Raw genomic sequence first — 19,275 nt, forward strand, 5'->3', positions numbered from 1 at the left:
CTTTTAATTACAAAGGAACTAACTTTGCTGAAGTTCTGCTGTGACTTGATCTAAACCCACATCAGAAATACGTTGAATGATCTCTTTTTGCTTAGCACTAAGTAACGAAATCCCCTCAGCAACAATATCGTATACTTTCCATTGCTGATCGTTCCCCAAACGAAGTTTAAAGTGTAAATCTATGGTGGGTTTATTAGCTTCAATAATTTGCGTTTTAACTGTGGCAAATTTAGAGTCGCTTGCAGCAGCGTCTTGCTCAAAAATTACATCTTGCCCTGTGTACTTCACAAGCGCACTAGCATAAGTGCCCGTTAAGTAATGCTCTACCGCATCTATAAACGCAACGCCTTGTTCACGGTTAATGCCTTTAATATGTTTACCTAATAATTTAAACGACACAAACTTAATATCAATATGTGGCATCAAACGCTGCTCAACAATTAATGACATCGCTTCTTTGCTGGCATTACCTTGCGCATTTACCTGCCCAATATCGTTAAATAATGATTCGGCTACAGTTTGCAATAATTGTTTAGGTGACGGCTGCGTTTGTGCAGTGAGTGCGCTACTAAAAAAAACAGCAATAACCACTAAAAGCTTTATAAGTTTCATAATAAATGCATAGTTTAAATAATTAAGTTTAGTGTAATCTACGCAAATGACAGGCAACAAAAAAGGCATAAATAAGCAACTTATTAATGCCCAATTAGCACCAATAAAATTAATTAAATAAATTCAATTAGTTAAAAACTTTAGTTAACAAGCCATCTACAAGCGGATTTTTGTCCTCATTGAAAACAGTAATTCACCGCCCTTATCATTTAATTACTATTTAAATTTACCTACCAGTAGGTCGTTATGAAAACCTCATTTGAGATGATTTCAATTATTATTTTTTGTTTATTTTTACTGCCAACAAATGCAGCCTATGCATCCTCAAGCCATGGCTACGCTGTGGACTTATTAAAAGGCGAAGGTAATGTGACTGGGATAAAGCTTGCGTATCAATATCATCCCAAGGGTGCACAAAACTTTGTTGGCGATGCCCGCTTTTACCTTGAAAGCAGCATTAACCTGTGGCATTCCCGCCATGATCAACAGTCACAATCCAACCTAGTATTCGCTGTTTCACCAGTTGTGCAGTTTCCGGCATTTAGCGTATACAATACGCCATTCTATGTGGAGGCTGGTATTGGCTTTTCCCTACTTGATGAGCACCATTTTGCAGGTAAAAACCTAAGTACTCACTATCAGTTTGAAGATAGAATAGGCCTAGTGGCCGATTTTGGAGAAACCAACGTAGCACTGCGTATTATCCACTATTCAAACGCAGGATTTAAAGCACCTAATCCAGGAATAAACTTTTTAACATTGTCGGTAGCACAACGGTTTTAAACGCCCGTAATAAACACTCGAAATGTTGCGGCTTATATTGAAAGCGGTCATAATTACTGCTTAAAAAACAATAAGGTCAACAACATGCAAATTTGGCAAATCGTACTCGTTATCTCGATTGTACTGGCTATTGTTATCGGTAATTTAGCACTGCTGCGTTTAAGTGCAAAAAGCGAGTTTAAAGCCTCCCCCTCTATTACTCATAAAAAAGACATAAAAAAGCCCTGAATAATCAGGGCTTTTTTCGTTTAAATCATTACTTAGCCAACTAACCAGTGTGCCATTAAGGCAATAACAGGCAATGTAACTAATGTTCTGAGAATGAAAATAACAAACAACTCAAAAATATTAACTGGTATTTTACTTCCTAATAAAAGTGCGCCCACTTCAGACATATAAATAAGTTGCGTCACACTCATGGCTGCAATAATAAAACGTGTTACATCACTTTCAATTGAACCTGCAGCTAGAATAGAAGGAATAAACATATCTGCAAAACCGACCATAATAGTTTGTGCAGCCATTTCAGCTTCTGGTACTTGTAAAAGCTCCAAGAACGGAATAAACGGCATACCTAAATACTGAAATATCGGGGTATATTCAGCAATAATAAGTGCAAATGTACCCACAGCCATGACTACTGGTAATACTGCAAACACCATATCAAATGCATTGTGTATACCTTCTTCTAAGGTGCCCTTCAAGCCTGGCGCTTTTTCTGCTTTAGTTAATGCAACATCAAGTGAATGCTTAAATAATGTTTTGCCTTCAGGAACCAATTCAGCGTTTCCATCGGGCTCTTCACCATCAATAAGCACGTCCTTTTTAAAACGCAGTGGTGGTAAACGCGGAACAATTATCGCAGCCACTACACCCGCTAAACACACGGTTAGGTAGAAAGGTGCAAATAAGTATTCAAGCTTTACTTGGCCAATAACAACCAAACAAAAGGTAATTGATACAGCTGAGAAAGTGGTGCCAATAATCGCAGCTTCACGTTGAGTGTAATATTTATCTTCGTACTGACGCGCAGTCATCAAAATGCCCACACTACCATCACCTAACCATGAAGCAACGCAGTTAACTGCACTGCGCCCTGGTACACCAAATAATGGACGCATTACTTTAGTAAGCAAGGTACCCACCAGCTCAAGTAAACCAAAATTAAGTAATAAAGGCAGTAATAAGCCCGCTAAAATAAATACCGAAAACAGCACCGGTAATAAATCTTTTAATACTAGCAAGCCAGTATTTTCTGAGGTAATAGCATGCGGCCCCACTTGAAAATAAGTTAAAAGCACAAACGCCATACCAAATAACCGTGTTACTAACCAAATCCAACTCACATTAAACAAATGATTTAATAAGCGAAATTTGGTTAAGCTTTTCGGTTTAAAGACACTAAGCACCAGCGACATTACACCAGTAATACAAATAATGGTAGCTATTAGCCCTAGTGCTATCTCACTGAATGAGGCTTGAATTGCCTTGGCCATTACCGCGATAGGTATCGTCATTATTTCGCCAGACGGTACTGGCGTCATGAACAAAAAAACGCCGATTAAAGAAGGAATTAAAAAAACCAACCATACTTTCAAATCATAACTTTTTTGAACGGATGCTGGGCGTGATGAATCTAACTGAGACATATTTTCAACCTGTAAAAACCACAAAAAGAGCTAAGTGCTCTTTTTGTGGTAAGTATTTATAATTATTAAATTTTAATACCGCGCTTAATTAACGCCGCTTCTAATGCTTGCTGTAAACCATTCATTGTACCTGGTTCAAGCGTTTCGCCTTTGTCATCCATCCACGTAAGACTGGTGCCACCTTGCTTGGTTTTGCTAACCAAAATTTGGTATTGGCCTTCATCAATTGGTAATTCTGTTGGTTCATCGCCCCAAATAGAATCCCATACGCTACTTTCTACTTTGGCGTAATCTGCTGTAATTAAACCTGTCTCTTGGTTTATTTCAACAATGGTGAAAGATAAGCGCTCTAAGAATCCAGAAAAGCGATCGAATACTGTATCGTAGGCTTGCTCAGTAACAAGTGCTGCATTGCCTTTGTTATCAAACCCAAGCTCTAATGAAATTACCCCTTTACGCTTACGCATATCAACTTCAAGTTGACGATAGCGGTAATCAAACTCACTTACTACTTGGTTAAGTGCACGTACTTCTAGCTGCTGTTTTAATAAATCAGTCAAAGGCTTATCGCCTTTAAAATCAATAAGCTCAGCAGTTAAAGACGCTGTACGTTGATGCTCTTTTTCTTCAATAGTAAATTTAAAACGTTCTAAATCAACACTTTCATCATCGCCCCATAACCAGCTTTCCTCTGGCTTAACAATAGCGTACCAATCTGTTTCAAGTGTTCCTTGCATTTTGTTTTGTTGTGTCGCACTAATGTTGTTATCAGCAAGCACTGCTTGAATCGAGTCCCAAATGAATACATCTAAATCGTCAATGCCATCATTTTTATCAAAATAAATACGTGCTTGTTTATCTGCTTCCTCAACCCAACTGCCTTTAGCAACCGTTAATACTTGCGCCGGCGGACGATAGTTTGTTGCCTCCGGATTATTATCATATTGACCCACATCCATCTTATAAACAGGATCTTGAGCGGGTTGTGATAACGAAGCAGGTGCTTTAACCGGCTCATGGGCGCGGTAGTTACGCTCATTATGGGCATCACTTGTAAATACACTACACCCTGACAAACTTACCAATACACTTACTGCAAGTGCTTTTGGGATCCAATACTGCACAGATAATTCTCCTTAGCATACCCTTAATTGTTTTAACAAATATATGAGTGGGTAATACCGATTTGGTTCAGTGTAAAATCAATATTAACTTTACATTTATAATTTGCTTATCTAACTGCATTAAGCCAACAAGATGACCGACAGACTAAGCTACAAATAGACACATTTTTGCTATGGTACTTTCACAAGCTTGTAAAAACAAGAAACACTGCACTATTAACCGCCTAAAATTAACCGTCGCTGTAGTTTAACGCGGGTTTTGTGTTAAACTTTGCCGCCGTGCAACGCTACGTGTTTATTTTTTGTTGCCAAGTCGGTTGTTATCATCCAAGTAACTTAGGTACTTTAAAACCCATGACTGCATTTTCAAATCATCAAATTGTTTTAACCGCAATTGGCGAAGATAGATCGGGCATCGTTAGTGAGCTTACGCAACTCGTCAGTGATTGCCACTGTAATATTATAGATAGCCGCATTGCTATTTTAGGCAACGAACTTACTTTTATTATGCTACTTAGCGGTGATATGTCAGCCATTAGCCGTATTGAGCACACCCTGCCTACCAAAGGTATGGAGCTTGGCCTGCTTACTATGATGAAACGCACTTCAAGCCATAATCAAAGCGAGTTTTGTGCAGGTTACACCCTAGAATATACTGGCATAGACACCCCTGGCACCTTGAGTAAAGTAACGCGCTTTTTTGCAGACAGTAATATTAATATTTGCTCATTAAAATCAGATACCTATGAAGAAGATACTGAACTTAAAATGCGCTGTGAACTTGAATTTAATATTCCCGTTGACGTTGACATTGACCAATTTAAAATTAGTTTTGAAAACCTTTCGCACGTTTTAAACGTAGATTACATCTTTCGACGTATTCGCTAAGGAGTTTAGCATGAACAAAATTACCCCATTACAAAGTGGCGACACAGCACCGGCTTTTAGCTTACAAAACCAAAATGACGAAACCGTCGTGCTCAACGAGTTATTAAAAGAAAAACAAGTATTGGTATACTTTTACCCTAAAGCGTCAACGCCAGGCTGTACCATACAAGCCGAGAATCTGCGTGACCAACAAGCCGAGCTTGCAAAATTCAACACTCACGTGGTTGGTATAAGCCCAGATCCAATTAAGCGCCTTAAAAACTTTGAAACTAAAAAAGAGCTTAACTTTGACCTACTTTCTGACGAAGATCATGCCATTGCTGAGGCATTTGGCGTGTGGGGATACAAAAAGTTTATGGGCAAAGAATATGATGGTATCCACCGCCTCACTTTCTTAGTCGGTCAAGACGGTAAAATTAAACACTTGTTTGATAAATTTAAAACCAAAGATCATCACCAAGTGGTATTGGATTATTTAGCTGCTGAATAAAGGCTAAACAAGATAAAATAAAAGCGTTGCTCAAGGGCAACGCTTTTTTGTATTTATCGCTTTAGTACTTTAGCATTCCTGCCGATAGCTAAATTGGTAACGAATAACATTATGGATAATTAACCGTGATACAGCTAAATAAACACTCAGCCTTTGACGTTAAAATTGCAGCAGAAAAAATGAGTGTTGCACAACAAACAAAAGAAACAACTAAAAATAAGGACAACGCTGATTATCAATTATCAGACAGAGAGCGAAATAAACTCTCGGGAAAAGAGGCTGATCAAAACGTTGAAAAAACCACAAATTCAGAAATGCCTGAATATATTGCAAAAATGATAGAGCAACTTAAAGAGCTCAAACAGCTGCTTGAAGAACAAAAAGAACAACTCACTCAATTACAAGCTCAATCGGACCAAGAAGACGAGGCAATACAAGCACAAATTGAAGCACAAGCAAACATCGTTTCATCAACACAATCTCAGGTAATAGCGCTGGTGCAAATGATTAGCCAAGCCATGAAAGATGCAGGTATTACAGACGCTGGCGCACTTGTCAGTGCCATTGTTTGAATTTTCAGAAACAGCGATTCAGCTTCATATAAATTTACTTTATAGTAGCGTTTTTGTGTTTACCTTCGACTTAATATTTCAATAGTAAATACGCCTACCCTAGCGATTAAAAATTACGTTATGCACTAAGTTTTAAGTTTTAAGTTTTAAGTTTTAAGTTTTAAGTTTTAAGCTTAAAGCTTTAAGCTTTAAGCTTTAAGCTGTTCAAGAAGATTATTATTGTTGTGACAGTACATTTAAAAGTTAGTAATTTACTTAACCCCTGAAACGTATTTTATTTTTATATTGCACATTAATTTGATTACCTAAGCGAGTATATTAGCCAGTTGAGCTCATAGCGAGAACCTGTCATTCAGATCAGTCGTCATTAACTTAGTAAGAATAAGAGGAAAGTGTCCTCTTTTTTACGTGTTTATATAAGCTACAGAAATTATAATATTTATAGCTGGCAATAACTTAAGCTATTTGTTATTAATATAATTTCATAAAATAAGGATGTTTTCGCGCTAAAATAGAGAAAGTGTCCTCTGATAAAGCTGTTATATGGCTCTATAAAATGGATGTTCTATGAAAATTCAGGATGACTACTCAAGATCATTACAAGAAATATATGATTCATTCCCAGAAAAAACACATGAACCTCTAGATCAAGATATCAAATTAATATGGGGCTATTTTATTGCTTGGGGTTTGTTCACGCTGTTAGCCTTAGGTTCAATCGTATATTTAGTTTTGCTAAATCCATTTAATGAAAGTTTTGGTATTTGGTTTCAGCGCTCTGGTTCGCTTATTTCATTAATTGCAGTTTTAACTGAAACTGTATTTATTATTAAATTAAGCAAATTGGTTAATATCTCTCACCCAGTTCAACTGACATATGAGATTTATCTATTCAGGCGCTTTAAATCACTTCTAAACCTCTCAATATTTATTACAGCAATACTTTTGTTCGTAGGAACCATAATTTGGGGGTATGGTGACTTACTATTTTAAATGGTTTGGCTATCAGCCATATAATAAGGGTTTTCAAGTCGGACAAATTGTGGTCGGCTCTTTGTTAGTACCTCACTTATTTTAGCCAACCACAATTTGCCGCTTAAAACGGCGTTAGGCAAAAGTAGTTCACTTGGATATAATTTTATTCTTTCTTTATGTAATTAGTTTAGTCGTCATGGCTGATACAAAGCTAAAAGAATTTCCTTCGGGACAGCGCTTCCTTAATGGGTTAGAAAATGGAACTGTTACTACTTTAAGATGGCGAGCAGAATCTGATCCAGATCTTGATATGGTTGGCATCAAGAAAGTTTTACTCATTTCAACTGTAATTTTATTTATTGTAGCGTTTTTGATGATGTCCAATGGGATACAACCCAATATTTATTTCGCATCCACATTTCTTGTTAATTTTCTTTTATTCACGTCAGTTCAGTGGTTTTTAGACATAAAAAAAGAAACCATAAAAATGGTTGGCTTTGTGGGGCTAATAGTCGCATCACCATGGTTAATGTATTTTTTGGGTGAAAGCGCGGGAATAAGCCCAAGTTTCACAGATATATTTAGAATACAATTCTCTCCATTAGGTTTATCTCAAGATTCAGACTATCTGTTTCTTAGAGACTTATCGTTGCTATTATTACTTAGCTCTTCAATGATGTTGGGCTTTTGGATTATCATGGTAACTATTCCAAGTGTTGTATTACTGTGGTTTATTAAAATTATAAATAGGGTATCTATTCTATTAGTTAATATTGAGCGACAAAAAGTACAGCTATTTTTTGTTGGAGTAAACATCTTAGTACCAATATGGTTCTTTGCTAAAGACCGTATTGCCTAACAAGCTGTTAAACGAGGACAAAAAACAGGGCGTTATTCTGACTAATGGATTGGAGTAAATATGTACGTTGAGAATCACTTTCAAATGATGGCTAAGTATAATGACAGAATGAATAATCAAATATTAAATATCGTTGGAAGTCTAAATCCCATAGATTTGGCTGAAAATAAAGGTGCGTATTTCAAATCAATTATTGGTACGTTAAATCATATTCTTGTCGGTGATATTATTTGGTTGTCTCGTTTTAATCTTCATTCTGAAAACTACATGTCACTTAAATGCGTCACTGAATTACCAAAACCCAAAAGTCTAGGCGATATCCTGTATCCCGATTTACTAGCATATAAATGTGTTAGGAAAATGGTTGATTCTGCAGTAATAAGCTGGGTTGATAAAGACATCAATGTATCTGACTTTAATCGTAATCTAGAATATTCAAATACAGCAGGTATTAAAAGTTCGCGTAATTTTGGCGAATTGGTCAGCCATTTATTTAACCATCAAACTCACCATCGAGGTCAAGTTTCAACGTTATTGAATCAAATGGGGCATGATATTGGTGTAACAGACTTTTTGCTCGAGATCCCAGAAGTATCAGCATAACAAGAAAATAAACAAGGGCTTTGCTCCTGCGTCTCTTATTCTAGACAACAGTTTAAGTCTATTATTTAGTCGCTATGTTCCTAAAAGGGTTTAAAATTAATGTTTAATAATAAAAAGATGATTGCACTTTTCTTCTTTGTGGGGCTTGTTAGCACCGATGCCTCATATGCTAGTGGTATAGAAGACCTTCAGCTCATCCAAATACTAAAAGATGACGTTAACGACTTTGATGGCTTAGGTAATCCTAGGAGTGTTAAGGTTATTTCAGATAATTCAAAGGTTTTTGTTTCTAGTGGAGACGATAATGCTCTCGCTGTTTTTAATTTAGACGAAAATTTTCAGCTAACTTTTAGCCAAGTGTTCAAAAATACCGCCACCAACATAAACGGTTTAGAAGGCGCCTCTGGTGTTACCTATTTTGATCTCGGTAATGAAATAGTCGTTACTGGATTCTATGATGGCGCCTTAACCAAATTCTCTAGAAATAATAATAGTTACCGTTTTAATCAATTTATCAGTGACGGTCTAGGCTATGAAAGAGTGTTTGATAGTAATGTGCCAATAGGCAAACTTGATAGCCTTGGTCTTTTAGGCGCTTGGGATATCGTCAAGGCTAACAACGAAAAGCAGCTCTTCGTTGCAAGCTATATGAGTAACGCTATTTCTATTTTAGATGTAATGGAGGATAAAAAGGTTATTTTTAATAGAGTTATAAAAGACGCTAAGCCACTTAGTAATGATTTAGGGAAACCTATTGCCATAGCTTTATCTCCACTAAATAATGAGTTGTACGTCCTAGGTTTTGATGGTCATCAATTAACCATTTATGATAGAGACCCTAGCGGTGACTTATTAGCAAAACAAGTATTAAAAAATGACATTGCAGGTTTGAAGCAATTTATTAATCCACAAGAAATTGTTGTCTCACCAAATGGAAAATTTTTGTATGTTGCCTGTGCTGGGAGTAATTCTATTGTTGTTTTTCACAAATTGGATACCGGACAATTTACATTTTTACAGGCAATAAATAATTCGGATATTGGCGGTTCTGGCTTAGAGGGAGCAAGTAGCTTAGCGATATCGTCAGATGGCTTAAAAATATATGCAGCTGGGGAGTCGGGTAGCGGTCTATATTTATTTAGTGTGAAAGCTGATGGGCGACTTAGCTATAAGAATAAGCTAGTAAATGTGCATGATGATGAATTAAATGGAATCTCATCTATTACTCTTACCGATGATAATCGTCACTTATTGGTTGCGACTGGTAAAAGTAATTCGTTATTTGTCTTTAAAATAAAGATACAATAGACGTCTCGAAACATAAATAGTGTTACCCAGTCGGATTCGTATAGTTTGCTAAGCGCCACTTCACTTTGTATTTTAACGAACTACTTCTCGCCGCTTAAAACAACGCTCACAATGTCCGCTCGTGGCACTTTATAGTCTATGAAGCACCATTCAAAAAAATTTGAGACACTTTTTTGTTGGGTTTCGCTGCACTCAACCCAACCTACATAATATAACTTAACGCCGAGCAACTAAACGCTTACAGCTGCGCTTGCTCTTTAACTAATTCCCAAATACTTATGTACTTGAATTGATAAACGCCAGTTTTTGGCGATACAGGTATCAATGGCTAATTTAGTTGCCGACGTTTTTTGGCTGATTGGCTGTAAATATACCAGTTTTGGGTTAACACCCGTGGCGACAAATAACTCTTCCAGTTCTTCTACGTGCTTTTGCATAGCAATTGGGTGTTTAATTTCATCGGCGCGTTGCATAGCACTGCTCAATACTTTGTAACCACCACGCATATTAATTTTTGGCGATACCGTAACCCACGTTTGGGCAGGGGCGAGAATTTCAAAGGTGCCACTGGTTTCTATTTGCGTGCTAAAGCCATGATCATGCAAGAAATTACACACTGGATTTAAATCGTACATGCAAGGTTCACCACCGGTGATCACAACATGCTTGGCGGTATAGCCACGGGATTTAAATAACTCCAGGACCTGCGCGGCACTGGCCTCAGCCCAATGATCAGAGTCGGCTTTTTTTTCTACCGTGTCATCTAGTGATACTTTATATACGTTATCAACATCCCAAGTTTGTTTAGTGTCACACCATGAACATCCCACAGGACAACCTTGCAGGCGTAAAAATATAGACGGCGTACCGGTAAAGCTCGCTTCACCTTGAATGGTTTCAAACACTTCATTAATTTTGTACAAAAGAAATCTCACTTACAACCTGACGGCAAAATTGTTACTATTAAAAATCGCAAAGCACGGTGTAAAAATTGTCATTTATGCCTTGGCCGTGTAGTATATCGCGCCCTGATATAAACCTCTATCAAAACTAAAGAGCAAACCACGTATGACGCAAAAAGTAGTTGTTATTTATTCCGGCGGTATGGACTCATTTACTGTATTAAATAAAGCCTTGCAGCAAGGCCATGATGTTTATGCCCTCTCGTTTGATTATGGTCAGCGTCATGTTAAAGAACTTAAAGTTGCCGCCAACGTATGTGAAAAGCTAAATGTCCCGCACAAAATTGTTGATATATCTGCAATTAATCAGCTTATTGGTGGTTCGTCGTTAACAGACGATATTGATGTGCCAGAAGGCCATTACGAAGAAGAAAGCATGAAAAGCACCATTGTGCCTAACCGCAATATGATTTTACTTTCTTTAGCGGTAGGTTATGCAGTGTCGCTTAAAGCGAGCAAAGTATATTACGGCGCGCATTCAGGCGATCATGCAATTTATCCTGACTGTCGTCCTGAGTTTGTTAAAAAGATGGATGATGTATGTCGTATTGCAAATTACGATGCAGTAGAAATTTTTAGCCCGTATTTAAACAATACTAAAATCGATATTTTAACCGACGGTATTAAAATGGGCTTAGACTACAGCCAAACATGGACCTGTTATAATGGTCGTGACAAAGCGTGTGGTAAATGTGGTGCCTGCCAAGAACGTTTAGAGGCCTTTGAGCTTAACAACGTGACAGACCCGCTTGAATATGAGTAAAGTTCAACGTTAATACACTAAAGGGCTACCAAGGGTAGCCTTTTTTGTTGCGATAAAACGTTAAAGCCAGCGTTTTACTCGTGATTTATAATCGTCAAATTGCTCACCAAATAATTTGTGGAGCGCCCGTTCCTCTGGGATTATTTGAAATAAGGTAATGTAAGCAATAAACCCTGCTACACCTAAAAAAGCCCACATTGAACCCAGCCACACGCCCCAGCCTACTAATATAAACGCAAAACCTAAATACATCGGATTACGAGAGAATTTATAAACACCTGAAGTAACTAAACTAGACGCTTGTTCTGGTTTGTTAGGTAGTACTGTTGTTTTAGCAAACCGGAAACTCACGACCCCAGCAATACAAAATATACACCCAGTAGCGACAAGTGCTAGCGAGAGATAAGTAATAAATGCGCTAAAATCAATCACGGTATAATGTGCAATCAGTGCCATTACAGCAGCAAAAAACACCACAACCACAACCGGTGGAATTTTATTATTTAACATACCTACTCCTTGTATCGATTAAAAAACTTCATAATTACTATATGGTGGCGTCACAAATAATAACAATGACTTATCGAATATTTATAAATACAAATAAAGTTACAATTAATTAGCTTTATGAGCGCTTAATTATGGTTATAATTTAAGCTTAAATAAAAGTTAAAGGAAGTAATTATGTCTGGCACAACAATGATAGTTCTCATTGTACTTATTTCTGTAGGTTCGGGAGTTATTTACGATATGTATAAAAAGCACCTTGAATTTAAACATAAAGTACAGGACAACAATCAAGACGCACACAAACAACTAGCTGAGGTAACCGCTCAAGTGAGTGAACTTAAACAACGAGTACAAACACTTGAAGCCATTGTTACCGACTCAAGCTACAACGTAAAACAAGAAATAAACAAACTTTAATGTATACATTACAAGTAATTTGGGTATAAATGTGCGTTTTCAGGCTGCTCAATGCCATGGGCAGCTAAAAAACCACCAATTGCTTGACCACACCCTTGTGGTGCTCGGCCACTGTCTATCTCAAAATTTAACTGATTCGCCTCTTGTTTACCCATTGAGCACAAACTAACTGAACTTGGCGAACGCATAGAAACACTTAACTCGCCTATTTGCTCCGCCTGTACATGCTTACTAAAACGTGCAAAACCTTGGTATTTAAAATGCTCGCTTACATAATCATTGCTTATAGCAACCAATGCGGCAATAAAACTATGTAAAAAGCTATTCGTCGTTGTATCCGGTGCTAAGAATGACAAAGTTTTGTTATTAAACTCACTCAGCTGGCAACTATCGCAATGAAGTTGAACCGTATACACCTGTTCACCGGTGATTATAGCTTGGCAGTTAATTAGCTCTATTTGATTATCCGCAAACACAAGGCGCTCTATCAGCTCGTTCAATGAAATATTTTTAAACGATGTACTTTTAACAAGCTCGGGATTTTGTGCCATAACGGGTAAGTCATGATGATTATTAAATGGCGTACTGGTTGCGCCTTGGTGTTGCAGCTGAAAAAGCTCTCTTACCTCATGCTCACGCGCCACTTTTAACGCTAAAAATGCAGTTTGAATAAGCTCTGAAGTAGGTAAGTTTTGCTCTACTGGCCAACGGCGACCAAACAATAGTTTTTTTGCTTTATTATCAGCACGGTAATTGTCGGGACTAAGTACTGCTACTTGCAAATAAACATCACTGTTTTTTTCAGCTGCTAACACACTAAAGTGGTTGGAAAAACTAATGTCGTTAAGTACTTCATTAACACTGGCCAGTGTATGCTTGTAACGCAAAAAATGCTGCGGAACAATCCAATTTTTATTAGCCAGTTGCACTAGGGGCGCATACGAAATGGGTTGCTCGTAGCTGTGTTGCCATTTTTGCCCATCACCTAATAATGACTCAATTTTTATATTGTTATCTGACATATATAAACCAAATAAATCTGCCCAGCGGCAAGATATTAACTATGAAGCACTTTACGAAGTTAATCATAAAAAACGATCACACTTTTTGTCAGTATTTAGCGTTCAAATACGTGTTGATACTCTGTTATAACTTTTTGATAGTAAAGTCTATCTTTATTGAGCATTCGGGTATAATGGTCAAGCAATTGTTGCTGATATTGATGGTGTTGAGAGTTATGTATATCCCACATGTTAGCCCCCGTTTTAGTGATAGTGCCCGTGGCATTAAAGCTGACTTGTAACACTTCGTAAAAACGCTTATTTTCAACAATAATTTGCTCGCTTTCGAGCTGCAAATTACACGCCTGTAAACCCGCACGTACCTTATAAAGGTGCATAATAGGGCAAATAATAAAACGAAGTTGTTTAAGGCTTTGTGGGTTATTAGCAATAATTTGCTGAATTAGCTTTAAACATAAATCGCCCCCTACTCCAGCAATAACAATTACTTGCTTAGCACCTGTTGGCAGTTTAATTTGAGCAACATCTTCGCAGCGCACTTGCCATGAAGGCAAAGACTTTACTTGCTCAAATTGTTGTAGCGACTGCTCAAGCGCTTCCATTAACTCTGGAATAATATCAACAAAGTTTATTTGTTTGGCTATGCCGCGCTCAAGTAATGCCATACCTAAAAAGCCATGATCGCAACAACAATCCCAAATAATATCGTGCGGCTGTGTAATTAACGAATTGATCGCGTTTAAACGTTTACTCAGTTTCATTTAACTCACTATGTTTTTGTTTTGTACACCAATGCTTTTAAGCTTTTATCGCTATCAATTTCAATAAAGCGATCAGTAGGTTCTAGGCGTTTAACAAACTCAATAGCACCTTGAGTATGCTCTTCAATAAGTGCTCTAAAATCGTTTTCTGTAAGCTCAGGGCTATTAGCGCATAACAATAGCTGTGTAGTATCGTTTAAAAGCTCAGGAAGTCTGCGCAGCACTTTTTGATAGTCTTTAGTTAAAATAAAACTGCCTTTTTGAAAACTGGGCGGATCAACAATAATCAAATCAAACGGTGCGGCTTTTTTTAGCTTACCAAACGACTTTAAAATATCGTGCGGTAAAAAACTGACCCCACGATCGACATTATTGAGTTGGTGGTTTTGCTTACCCACTTTTAACACACCTTTGCTCATATCCATGTTCATCACATGATCTGCACCACCGTGCATAGCCGCAACCGAAAAACCACAGGTATAAGAAAACAAATTAAGTACTTTGGCGTGCTTACTATTTTGCATAACAAACTCACGGCCTTTTCGCATATCAGGAAAAATACCGGTGTTTTGCTTACTCATTAAATCAACCAAAAAACGCACCCCGTTTTCGGCTACGCTATGACGAACTGGCAGTTGACCGTGAACAAGGGTGTTATGGCTTTGTAGCCCAGCTCGCTGTTGATACAGCAATGCAGTAATTAACTCTGGATGATGTTGTTGTGCCCATTGCCATAACGTATCGGTGAGTGCAGCGAGTGTTTCCTCGTCAATTTCACTGTATGACACCAAAAACAAACTTGGTGGGTAAAAGTCTAAGTTAATATGACTAAGCGCTTCCACACTGTGGCCACGCCCATGAAATACCCGGCAAAGCTCATTATCGGAAAAAGGCGTGTCTGCCAAAGCATTTATAAGGGGAGTAAAATCGGTTGTCATTTAATTAATCAACTGTTGTTGTAGTTCATGTATTTCGTCGCGCACTGAGGCGGCTTTTTCAAATTCTAAATCACTGGCATATGCATGCATTTTGGTTTCTAACTGCTTAATTTGCGTTGCAATTTCTTTAGCACTGAGGATTTTTTTAGAGTCTTTACGAATAAGCTGTAGATTGTCTTGCGGTGAGGCATCTTGGCCTACATCCATTACATCAAGTATCTTTTTAACCAAGGCACTGGGTTCAATACCGTGCTTAACATTATAAGCGTGTTGTATTTCTCGGCGTCGGTCAGTTTCTTCAATGGCTTTGGCCATCGATTTAGTCACTCTGTCACCGTATAAAATAGCGCGGCCATCAAGGTGGCGCGCCGCACGGCCTATTGTTTGAATAAGTGAGCGCGCTGAACGTAAAAAGCCTTCTTTATCAGCATCTAAAATAGCCACTAGTGCAACTTCTGGCATATCTAAGCCTTCACGTAGTAAGTTAATGCCTACTAACACATCAAATACACCGGCACGTAAATCACGAATAATTTCTACCCGCTCTACGGTATCAATGTCAGAGTGTAAATAACGTACTTTTACATTGTGCTCACTCAGGTAGTCAGTTAAATCTTCAGCCATACGTTTGGTAAGCGTGGTTACCAGCACTCGCTCTTTTGCTTCAACACATTTGTAAATTTCTGAGAGTAAATCATCAACTTGGTCGCCTACTGGGCGAACTTCAATAACAGGGTCAAGTAAGCCGGTTGGACGAATAACCTGCTCTGCAACTTCGCCGTTGCTGCGCTCTAATTCAAAGTCGCCTGGGGTGGCCGATACATAAATGGTTTGTGGTGCAATGGCCTCAAACTCTTCAAAACGCAGTGGCCTGTTATCCATAGCTGAGGGCATTCTAAAACCATATTCAACGAGGTTTTCTTTACGGCTTCTATCGCCTTTATACATGGCACCAATTTGCGAGACGGTTACGTGCGATTCATCAATAATCATTAATGCGTCATCAGGTAAATAGTCCAGTAATGTTGGCGGTGGATCGCCAGGTGTACGCCCCGATAAATAACGGCTGTAGTTTTCAATACCAGAGCAATAACCAAGCTCGGTCATCATTTCTATATCGTATTGGGTACGCTGAGCTATGCGTTGCTCTTCTACTAACTTATTTGCGCTGAGCAATTGTGCTCTGCGCTCTTTGAGTTCGGCTTTAATTTTTTCTATGGCTTCGAGAATTTTTTCTCGTGGCGTTACATAGTGAGTTTTAGGATAAATAGTGGCACGTACTATATGTTTTTCTACCGCACCGGTTAATGGGTCAAAAATACTTAAGCGTTCAACTTCGTCATCAAACATTTCTACACGCACTGCATAGGTGTCTGATTCAGCTGGAAATATATCAACTACCTCACCACGAACGCGGTATGTACCGCGACTAAAATCAATATCGTTTCGCGTATATTGTAGCTCTGCAAGACGGCGCAGCATGTCACGTTGATCGACCTTTTCACCTACTTTTAAAAGTAGCATCATTTTCATGTATGAATCAGGATCGCCCAAACCGTAAATTGCCGATACAGAGGCAACAATAATGGTATCGCGTCGCTCTAAAAGCGCTTTAGTGGCACTGAGTCGCATTTGCTCTATGTGTTCATTAATAGATGCGTCTTTTTCGATAAAGGTGTCGCTGGCTACCACATAGGCTTCAGGTTGGTAGTAATCGTAGTAAGATACAAAGTATTCAACCGCATTGTGTGGAAAAAATTCTTTCATTTCGCCATACAATTGAGCCGCTAAGGTTTTATTATGCGCCATAATAATAGTTGGCCGGTTTAAATCACTAATAATGTTAGCCATAGTGAACGTTTTACCGGTTCCTGTTGCGCCTAATAAGGTTTGCTGGGCCAGTCCGGCCTCTAAGCCTTCACACAACTGAGCAATAGCGGTTGGCTGATCCCCTGCGGGTTTAAATTTTGATACTAGCTGAAAATGATCGCTCAATGACTACACTCCTGTAATGCTTGACTGCTTAACGCTTCAATTTCTTTCATAAACCACTTGTAGGCTACAAGGGCTGTGAATAAATTACCAATGGCCGCGCCAATAAACAAGCCGATTAAGCCTGCGAGTTCGTTTCCGATATACGCAAAGGGAATATAAAAAACAAACAATCGAATAACGCTCAAAACTAAGGCGTTCATGGGTTTGTGTAAAGCGTTAAACGAGGAGTTTGATAAAATGATCACTCCTTGCAAGCCATAGCTTAAAGGAATGGTATAAATAAACAGCCTGATGACATCAACAACCGCTTGCTCTTTACCAAATATTTCACTAATGACGCCTGAAAAAATAATTAATACAATATAAATAACAAACTGCCACAACATTACAAACTTGAGCGTACCTAGGTAGGCATCTTTTACGCGAGAAAAATGACTTGCTCCAAAATTTTGGCTAATAAAAGGTGGTAAGGTCATCGACAAAGCTAATACCACTAAACTCGCTATTGATTCTATTCGGCTCCCTACTCCAAAAGCTGCCACAGCTTCGGGGCCATGATGAGCAACCAATGCGGTCATTACCGCCATAGCAACAGGGGTGAGCATGTTAGCCCCCGCTGCCGGTAAACCAATTTTTAAGATTTTACGAATTGCACCAACAATAGTTTGTTTGCCCGCTTTTAAACTGAGCAACTGCTTTTTAAAAATTAATATGTATAAAATAATCGCCACTGCAACTGCCCAAGCTATAACACTGGCAATAGCGGCCCCTTTAATACCTAATGCGGGAATGGGACCAAAGCCAAAAATAAGCATCGGATCGAGTACGGCATTAATAAGCCCAGCTCCGCCCATAATAATGCTTGGTGTTTTAGTATCACCACTGGCACGCAGTACTGAATTTCCAATCATGGGGGTAATTAAAAACACACTACCCAAAAACCAAATACTAATATACTGATGAATTAGTGGAAGTACTTGCTCCCCTGCCCCAAGCAAGGTAAATATGGGGTCAATCAATAAATAGCCACAGGCAGATAAAACCAATACTAATATTACCGCTACCAACAACGAAACACTGGCATCAAAACGCGCTTCTTCTATATTGTTACTGCCTAATGCTTTTGCAATAACCGCAGAAGTCCCTATACCTAAACCAATTGCTAAACTGATTACAGTAAAAGTAACGGGAAATGTAAAACTTACCGCGGCAAGCGGCTCTGTACCCAATAAGCTAATAAAAAAAGTATCAACTATGTTGAACATCATTAAGGTTATCATCCCAAAAATCATTGGAACGGTCATTTTCTTTAGCGTAGGCAAAATTGGAGCGGTGAGTAAATCAGGGCGAGTATGTGATTGAGAATGTGCGCGCATAAAATAAATAAGCCTCTTTTACTGAACGGCATATTTTAAAGCATCCGAGCTGTTCAAGCCATGCTTTATTAAACCTAAACCATTTAATCCGTTTTTTATCAAAAAACTGTTATTTTTATGCTGTTGTAAATAAATTTCGCACAAACACATTAAAAACCAAATTAAATACATTTATATAACTTTTGCAACATTTAGCTTTTAGGTTTTGCTGATTTATTACACAGTTAGCGATAATGCTTTATCGTCACGAAAAATTTTATTTATCGTTTAGGTGGCTATCTAAGCTGAATCATAAGCCTTTGTTTTTAAGAACATAAAAAAAAAGCTTTTTAATACTTGAAATCGTTGTAGCGCCCTACAACGCTGGGGGTGCTGATGTTCTTAAAGTTTAATAAACAGAGTTATCCACAGAAACCGTGGATAACTCATTCAACCCCACGTTTATAAAGGGCTACAACGCGGTGCAAATTTAAAGGTGCTGTGATTTTTTTACGTTATCAATAAGCAAACAACGTTAAATGGAATTGTAACGCTTTGATATGGGATTATTTGTTTATTTAATGCAAATCCAGATTCGTGCTTAATAAATAGCCAAGCCTTTGATTGCTTTATTTTTATACAACTCCATAGCAGTTCTAAAATTATTAGGTTTTTATCAATATTTAAAA

The 19,275-nt window shown here is 38.1% G+C and carries 21 protein-coding genes; 11 read left to right on the top strand and 10 right to left on the bottom strand.

Features of this window, described 5'->3' with window-relative positions; translation table 11 throughout:
* Positions 1-18: 18 nt before the first annotated feature.
* Entirely contained in the window at positions 19-612 is a 594-nt protein-coding gene (locus tag QL989_RS13020) for an ABC transporter substrate-binding protein (RefSeq protein WP_138607759.1), read from the bottom strand.
* A gap of 246 nt (positions 613-858) precedes the next feature.
* On the opposite strand from QL989_RS13020, the gene QL989_RS13025 reads away from it, so the two are divergent.
* Both QL989_RS13025 and QL989_RS13030 read left to right on the top strand, forming a co-directional pair.
* A complete protein-coding gene (locus QL989_RS13025; RefSeq protein WP_290170721.1) occupies positions 859-1,395 on the top strand; it encodes an acyloxyacyl hydrolase in 537 nt (178 codons plus the stop codon).
* An 84-nt stretch (positions 1,396-1,479) separates the two neighbouring features.
* Positions 1,480-1,623: a DUF2897 family protein gene (locus QL989_RS13030; protein ID WP_138607755.1), complete on the top strand. Its 144-nt coding sequence runs from the start codon at positions 1,480-1,482 to the stop codon at positions 1,621-1,623.
* Between the two features lie 32 nt (positions 1,624-1,655).
* On the opposite strand, the gene QL989_RS13035 is transcribed toward QL989_RS13030, so the two are convergent.
* Complete coding sequence (locus tag QL989_RS13035) at positions 1,656-3,044, bottom strand: YjiH family protein (RefSeq protein WP_178956267.1); 1,389 nt, start codon at positions 3,042-3,044, stop codon at positions 1,656-1,658.
* 65 nt (positions 3,045-3,109) lie between these two features.
* Positions 3,110-4,168 carry an outer membrane protein assembly factor BamC gene (bamC, locus tag QL989_RS13040; protein WP_138607751.1) on the bottom strand — a complete coding sequence of 353 codons (1,059 nt, stop codon included), beginning with the start codon at positions 4,166-4,168 and terminating at the stop codon, positions 3,110-3,112.
* 354 nt (positions 4,169-4,522) lie between these two features.
* Between bamC and QL989_RS13045 the strand changes: the two genes are divergently transcribed.
* The 7 genes from QL989_RS13045 to QL989_RS13075 all read left to right on the top strand — a co-directional run bounded on the left by QL989_RS13045 (position 4,523) and on the right by QL989_RS13075 (position 9,863).
* Positions 4,523-5,056, top strand: coding sequence for an ACT domain-containing protein (locus QL989_RS13045; protein ID WP_138607749.1), 534 nt, complete (start codon positions 4,523-4,525; stop codon positions 5,054-5,056).
* Between the two features lie 10 nt (positions 5,057-5,066).
* Positions 5,067-5,546 (top strand): thioredoxin-dependent thiol peroxidase, encoded by a 480-nt coding sequence (gene bcp, locus QL989_RS13050; protein ID WP_178956268.1) that lies wholly within the window; start codon positions 5,067-5,069, stop codon positions 5,544-5,546.
* A 125-nt stretch (positions 5,547-5,671) separates the two neighbouring features.
* Positions 5,672-6,118, top strand: coding sequence for a hypothetical protein (locus QL989_RS13055; RefSeq protein ID WP_290170722.1), 447 nt, complete (start codon positions 5,672-5,674; stop codon positions 6,116-6,118).
* A 567-nt stretch (positions 6,119-6,685) separates the two neighbouring features.
* Positions 6,686-7,111, top strand: a complete 426-nt coding sequence (locus QL989_RS13060) for a hypothetical protein (RefSeq protein ID WP_290170723.1) — start codon at positions 6,686-6,688, stop codon at positions 7,109-7,111.
* A gap of 133 nt (positions 7,112-7,244) precedes the next feature.
* Entirely contained in the window at positions 7,245-7,952 is a 708-nt protein-coding gene (locus tag QL989_RS13065) for a hypothetical protein (protein WP_290170724.1), read from the top strand.
* 60 nt (positions 7,953-8,012) lie between these two features.
* Positions 8,013-8,555: a DinB family protein gene (locus QL989_RS13070; protein WP_290170725.1), complete on the top strand. Its 543-nt coding sequence runs from the start codon at positions 8,013-8,015 to the stop codon at positions 8,553-8,555.
* Positions 8,556-8,654: 99 nt separating this feature from the next.
* Positions 8,655-9,863 carry a beta-propeller fold lactonase family protein gene (locus QL989_RS13075; RefSeq protein ID WP_290170726.1) on the top strand — a complete coding sequence of 403 codons (1,209 nt, stop codon included), beginning with the start codon at positions 8,655-8,657 and terminating at the stop codon, positions 9,861-9,863.
* A gap of 257 nt (positions 9,864-10,120) precedes the next feature.
* On the opposite strand, the gene queE is transcribed toward QL989_RS13075, so the two are convergent.
* Complete coding sequence (gene queE / locus QL989_RS13080) at positions 10,121-10,786, bottom strand: 7-carboxy-7-deazaguanine synthase QueE (protein WP_290170731.1); 666 nt, start codon at positions 10,784-10,786, stop codon at positions 10,121-10,123.
* Between the two features lie 145 nt (positions 10,787-10,931).
* Between queE and queC the strand changes: the two genes are divergently transcribed.
* A complete protein-coding gene (gene queC / locus QL989_RS13085; protein ID WP_008110177.1) occupies positions 10,932-11,588 on the top strand; it encodes a 7-cyano-7-deazaguanine synthase QueC in 657 nt (218 codons plus the stop codon).
* 60 nt (positions 11,589-11,648) lie between these two features.
* Here queC and QL989_RS13090 read toward each other — a convergent pair whose 3' ends face one another.
* The gene (locus QL989_RS13090; protein WP_290170727.1) at positions 11,649-12,098 is read right to left on the bottom strand and encodes an isoprenylcysteine carboxylmethyltransferase family protein; all 450 of its coding nucleotides are present in this window, start codon (positions 12,096-12,098) and stop codon (positions 11,649-11,651) included.
* 174 nt (positions 12,099-12,272) lie between these two features.
* Between QL989_RS13090 and QL989_RS13095 the strand changes: the two genes are divergently transcribed.
* The gene (locus QL989_RS13095; RefSeq protein WP_010388451.1) at positions 12,273-12,515 is read left to right on the top strand and encodes a hypothetical protein; all 243 of its coding nucleotides are present in this window, start codon (positions 12,273-12,275) and stop codon (positions 12,513-12,515) included.
* Positions 12,516-12,523: 8 nt separating this feature from the next.
* On the opposite strand, the gene QL989_RS13100 is transcribed toward QL989_RS13095, so the two are convergent.
* The 5 genes from QL989_RS13100 to QL989_RS13120 form a co-directional block, all read right to left on the bottom strand.
* Positions 12,524-13,537, bottom strand: a complete 1,014-nt coding sequence (locus tag QL989_RS13100) for a hypothetical protein (protein ID WP_138607738.1) — start codon at positions 13,535-13,537, stop codon at positions 12,524-12,526.
* A gap of 95 nt (positions 13,538-13,632) precedes the next feature.
* Positions 13,633-14,298: a tRNA (adenine(22)-N(1))-methyltransferase TrmK gene (locus QL989_RS13105; protein ID WP_290170728.1), complete on the bottom strand. Its 666-nt coding sequence runs from the start codon at positions 14,296-14,298 to the stop codon at positions 13,633-13,635.
* An 8-nt stretch (positions 14,299-14,306) separates the two neighbouring features.
* Entirely contained in the window at positions 14,307-15,236 is a 930-nt protein-coding gene (locus QL989_RS13110) for a class I SAM-dependent methyltransferase (protein ID WP_290170729.1), read from the bottom strand.
* A complete protein-coding gene (uvrB, locus tag QL989_RS13115) occupies positions 15,237-17,231 on the bottom strand; it encodes an excinuclease ABC subunit UvrB (RefSeq protein ID WP_178956275.1) in 1,995 nt (664 codons plus the stop codon).
* On the bottom strand, positions 17,228-18,607 hold the full coding sequence (locus QL989_RS13120) for an MATE family efflux transporter (RefSeq protein ID WP_290170730.1): 1,380 nt from the start codon (positions 18,605-18,607) through the stop codon (positions 17,228-17,230). Before QL989_RS13120 ends, uvrB begins: the two co-directional genes overlap by 4 nt.
* Positions 18,608-19,275 lie beyond the last annotated feature (668 nt).

It is taken from the genome of Pseudoalteromonas sp. APC 3224, assembly GCF_030407535.1.
In the GTDB taxonomy this organism is placed as follows: Bacteria; Pseudomonadota; Gammaproteobacteria; order Enterobacterales; family Alteromonadaceae; genus Pseudoalteromonas.

Bases quoted from the DNA above. Each gene is read 5' to 3' on its own strand.
- QL989_RS13025 (WP_290170721.1), top strand. From the start codon at position 859: ATGAAAACCTCATTTGAGATGATTTCAATTATTATTTTTTGTTTATTT.
- QL989_RS13120 (WP_290170730.1), bottom strand. From the start codon at position 18,607: ATGCGCGCACATTCTCAATCACATACTCGCCCTGATTTACTCACCGCT.
- QL989_RS13060 (WP_290170723.1), top strand. From the start codon at position 6,686: ATGAAAATTCAGGATGACTACTCAAGATCATTACAAGAAATATATGAT.
- QL989_RS13090 (WP_290170727.1), bottom strand. From the start codon at position 12,098: ATGTTAAATAATAAAATTCCACCGGTTGTGGTTGTGGTGTTTTTTGCT.
- QL989_RS13045 (WP_138607749.1), top strand. From the start codon at position 4,523: ATGACTGCATTTTCAAATCATCAAATTGTTTTAACCGCAATTGGCGAA.
- QL989_RS13070 (WP_290170725.1), top strand. From the start codon at position 8,013: ATGTACGTTGAGAATCACTTTCAAATGATGGCTAAGTATAATGACAGA.
- QL989_RS13035 (WP_178956267.1), bottom strand. From the start codon at position 3,044: ATGTCTCAGTTAGATTCATCACGCCCAGCATCCGTTCAAAAAAGTTAT.
- queC (WP_008110177.1), top strand. From the start codon at position 10,932: ATGACGCAAAAAGTAGTTGTTATTTATTCCGGCGGTATGGACTCATTT.
- QL989_RS13020 (WP_138607759.1), bottom strand. From the start codon at position 612: ATGAAACTTATAAAGCTTTTAGTGGTTATTGCTGTTTTTTTTAGTAGC.
- QL989_RS13075 (WP_290170726.1), top strand. From the start codon at position 8,655: ATGTTTAATAATAAAAAGATGATTGCACTTTTCTTCTTTGTGGGGCTT.
- QL989_RS13095 (WP_010388451.1), top strand. From the start codon at position 12,273: ATGTCTGGCACAACAATGATAGTTCTCATTGTACTTATTTCTGTAGGT.
- QL989_RS13030 (WP_138607755.1), top strand. From the start codon at position 1,480: ATGCAAATTTGGCAAATCGTACTCGTTATCTCGATTGTACTGGCTATT.
- QL989_RS13110 (WP_290170729.1), bottom strand. From the start codon at position 15,236: ATGACAACCGATTTTACTCCCCTTATAAATGCTTTGGCAGACACGCCT.
- bcp (WP_178956268.1), top strand. From the start codon at position 5,067: ATGAACAAAATTACCCCATTACAAAGTGGCGACACAGCACCGGCTTTT.
- QL989_RS13100 (WP_138607738.1), bottom strand. From the start codon at position 13,537: ATGTCAGATAACAATATAAAAATTGAGTCATTATTAGGTGATGGGCAA.
- QL989_RS13105 (WP_290170728.1), bottom strand. From the start codon at position 14,298: ATGAAACTGAGTAAACGTTTAAACGCGATCAATTCGTTAATTACACAG.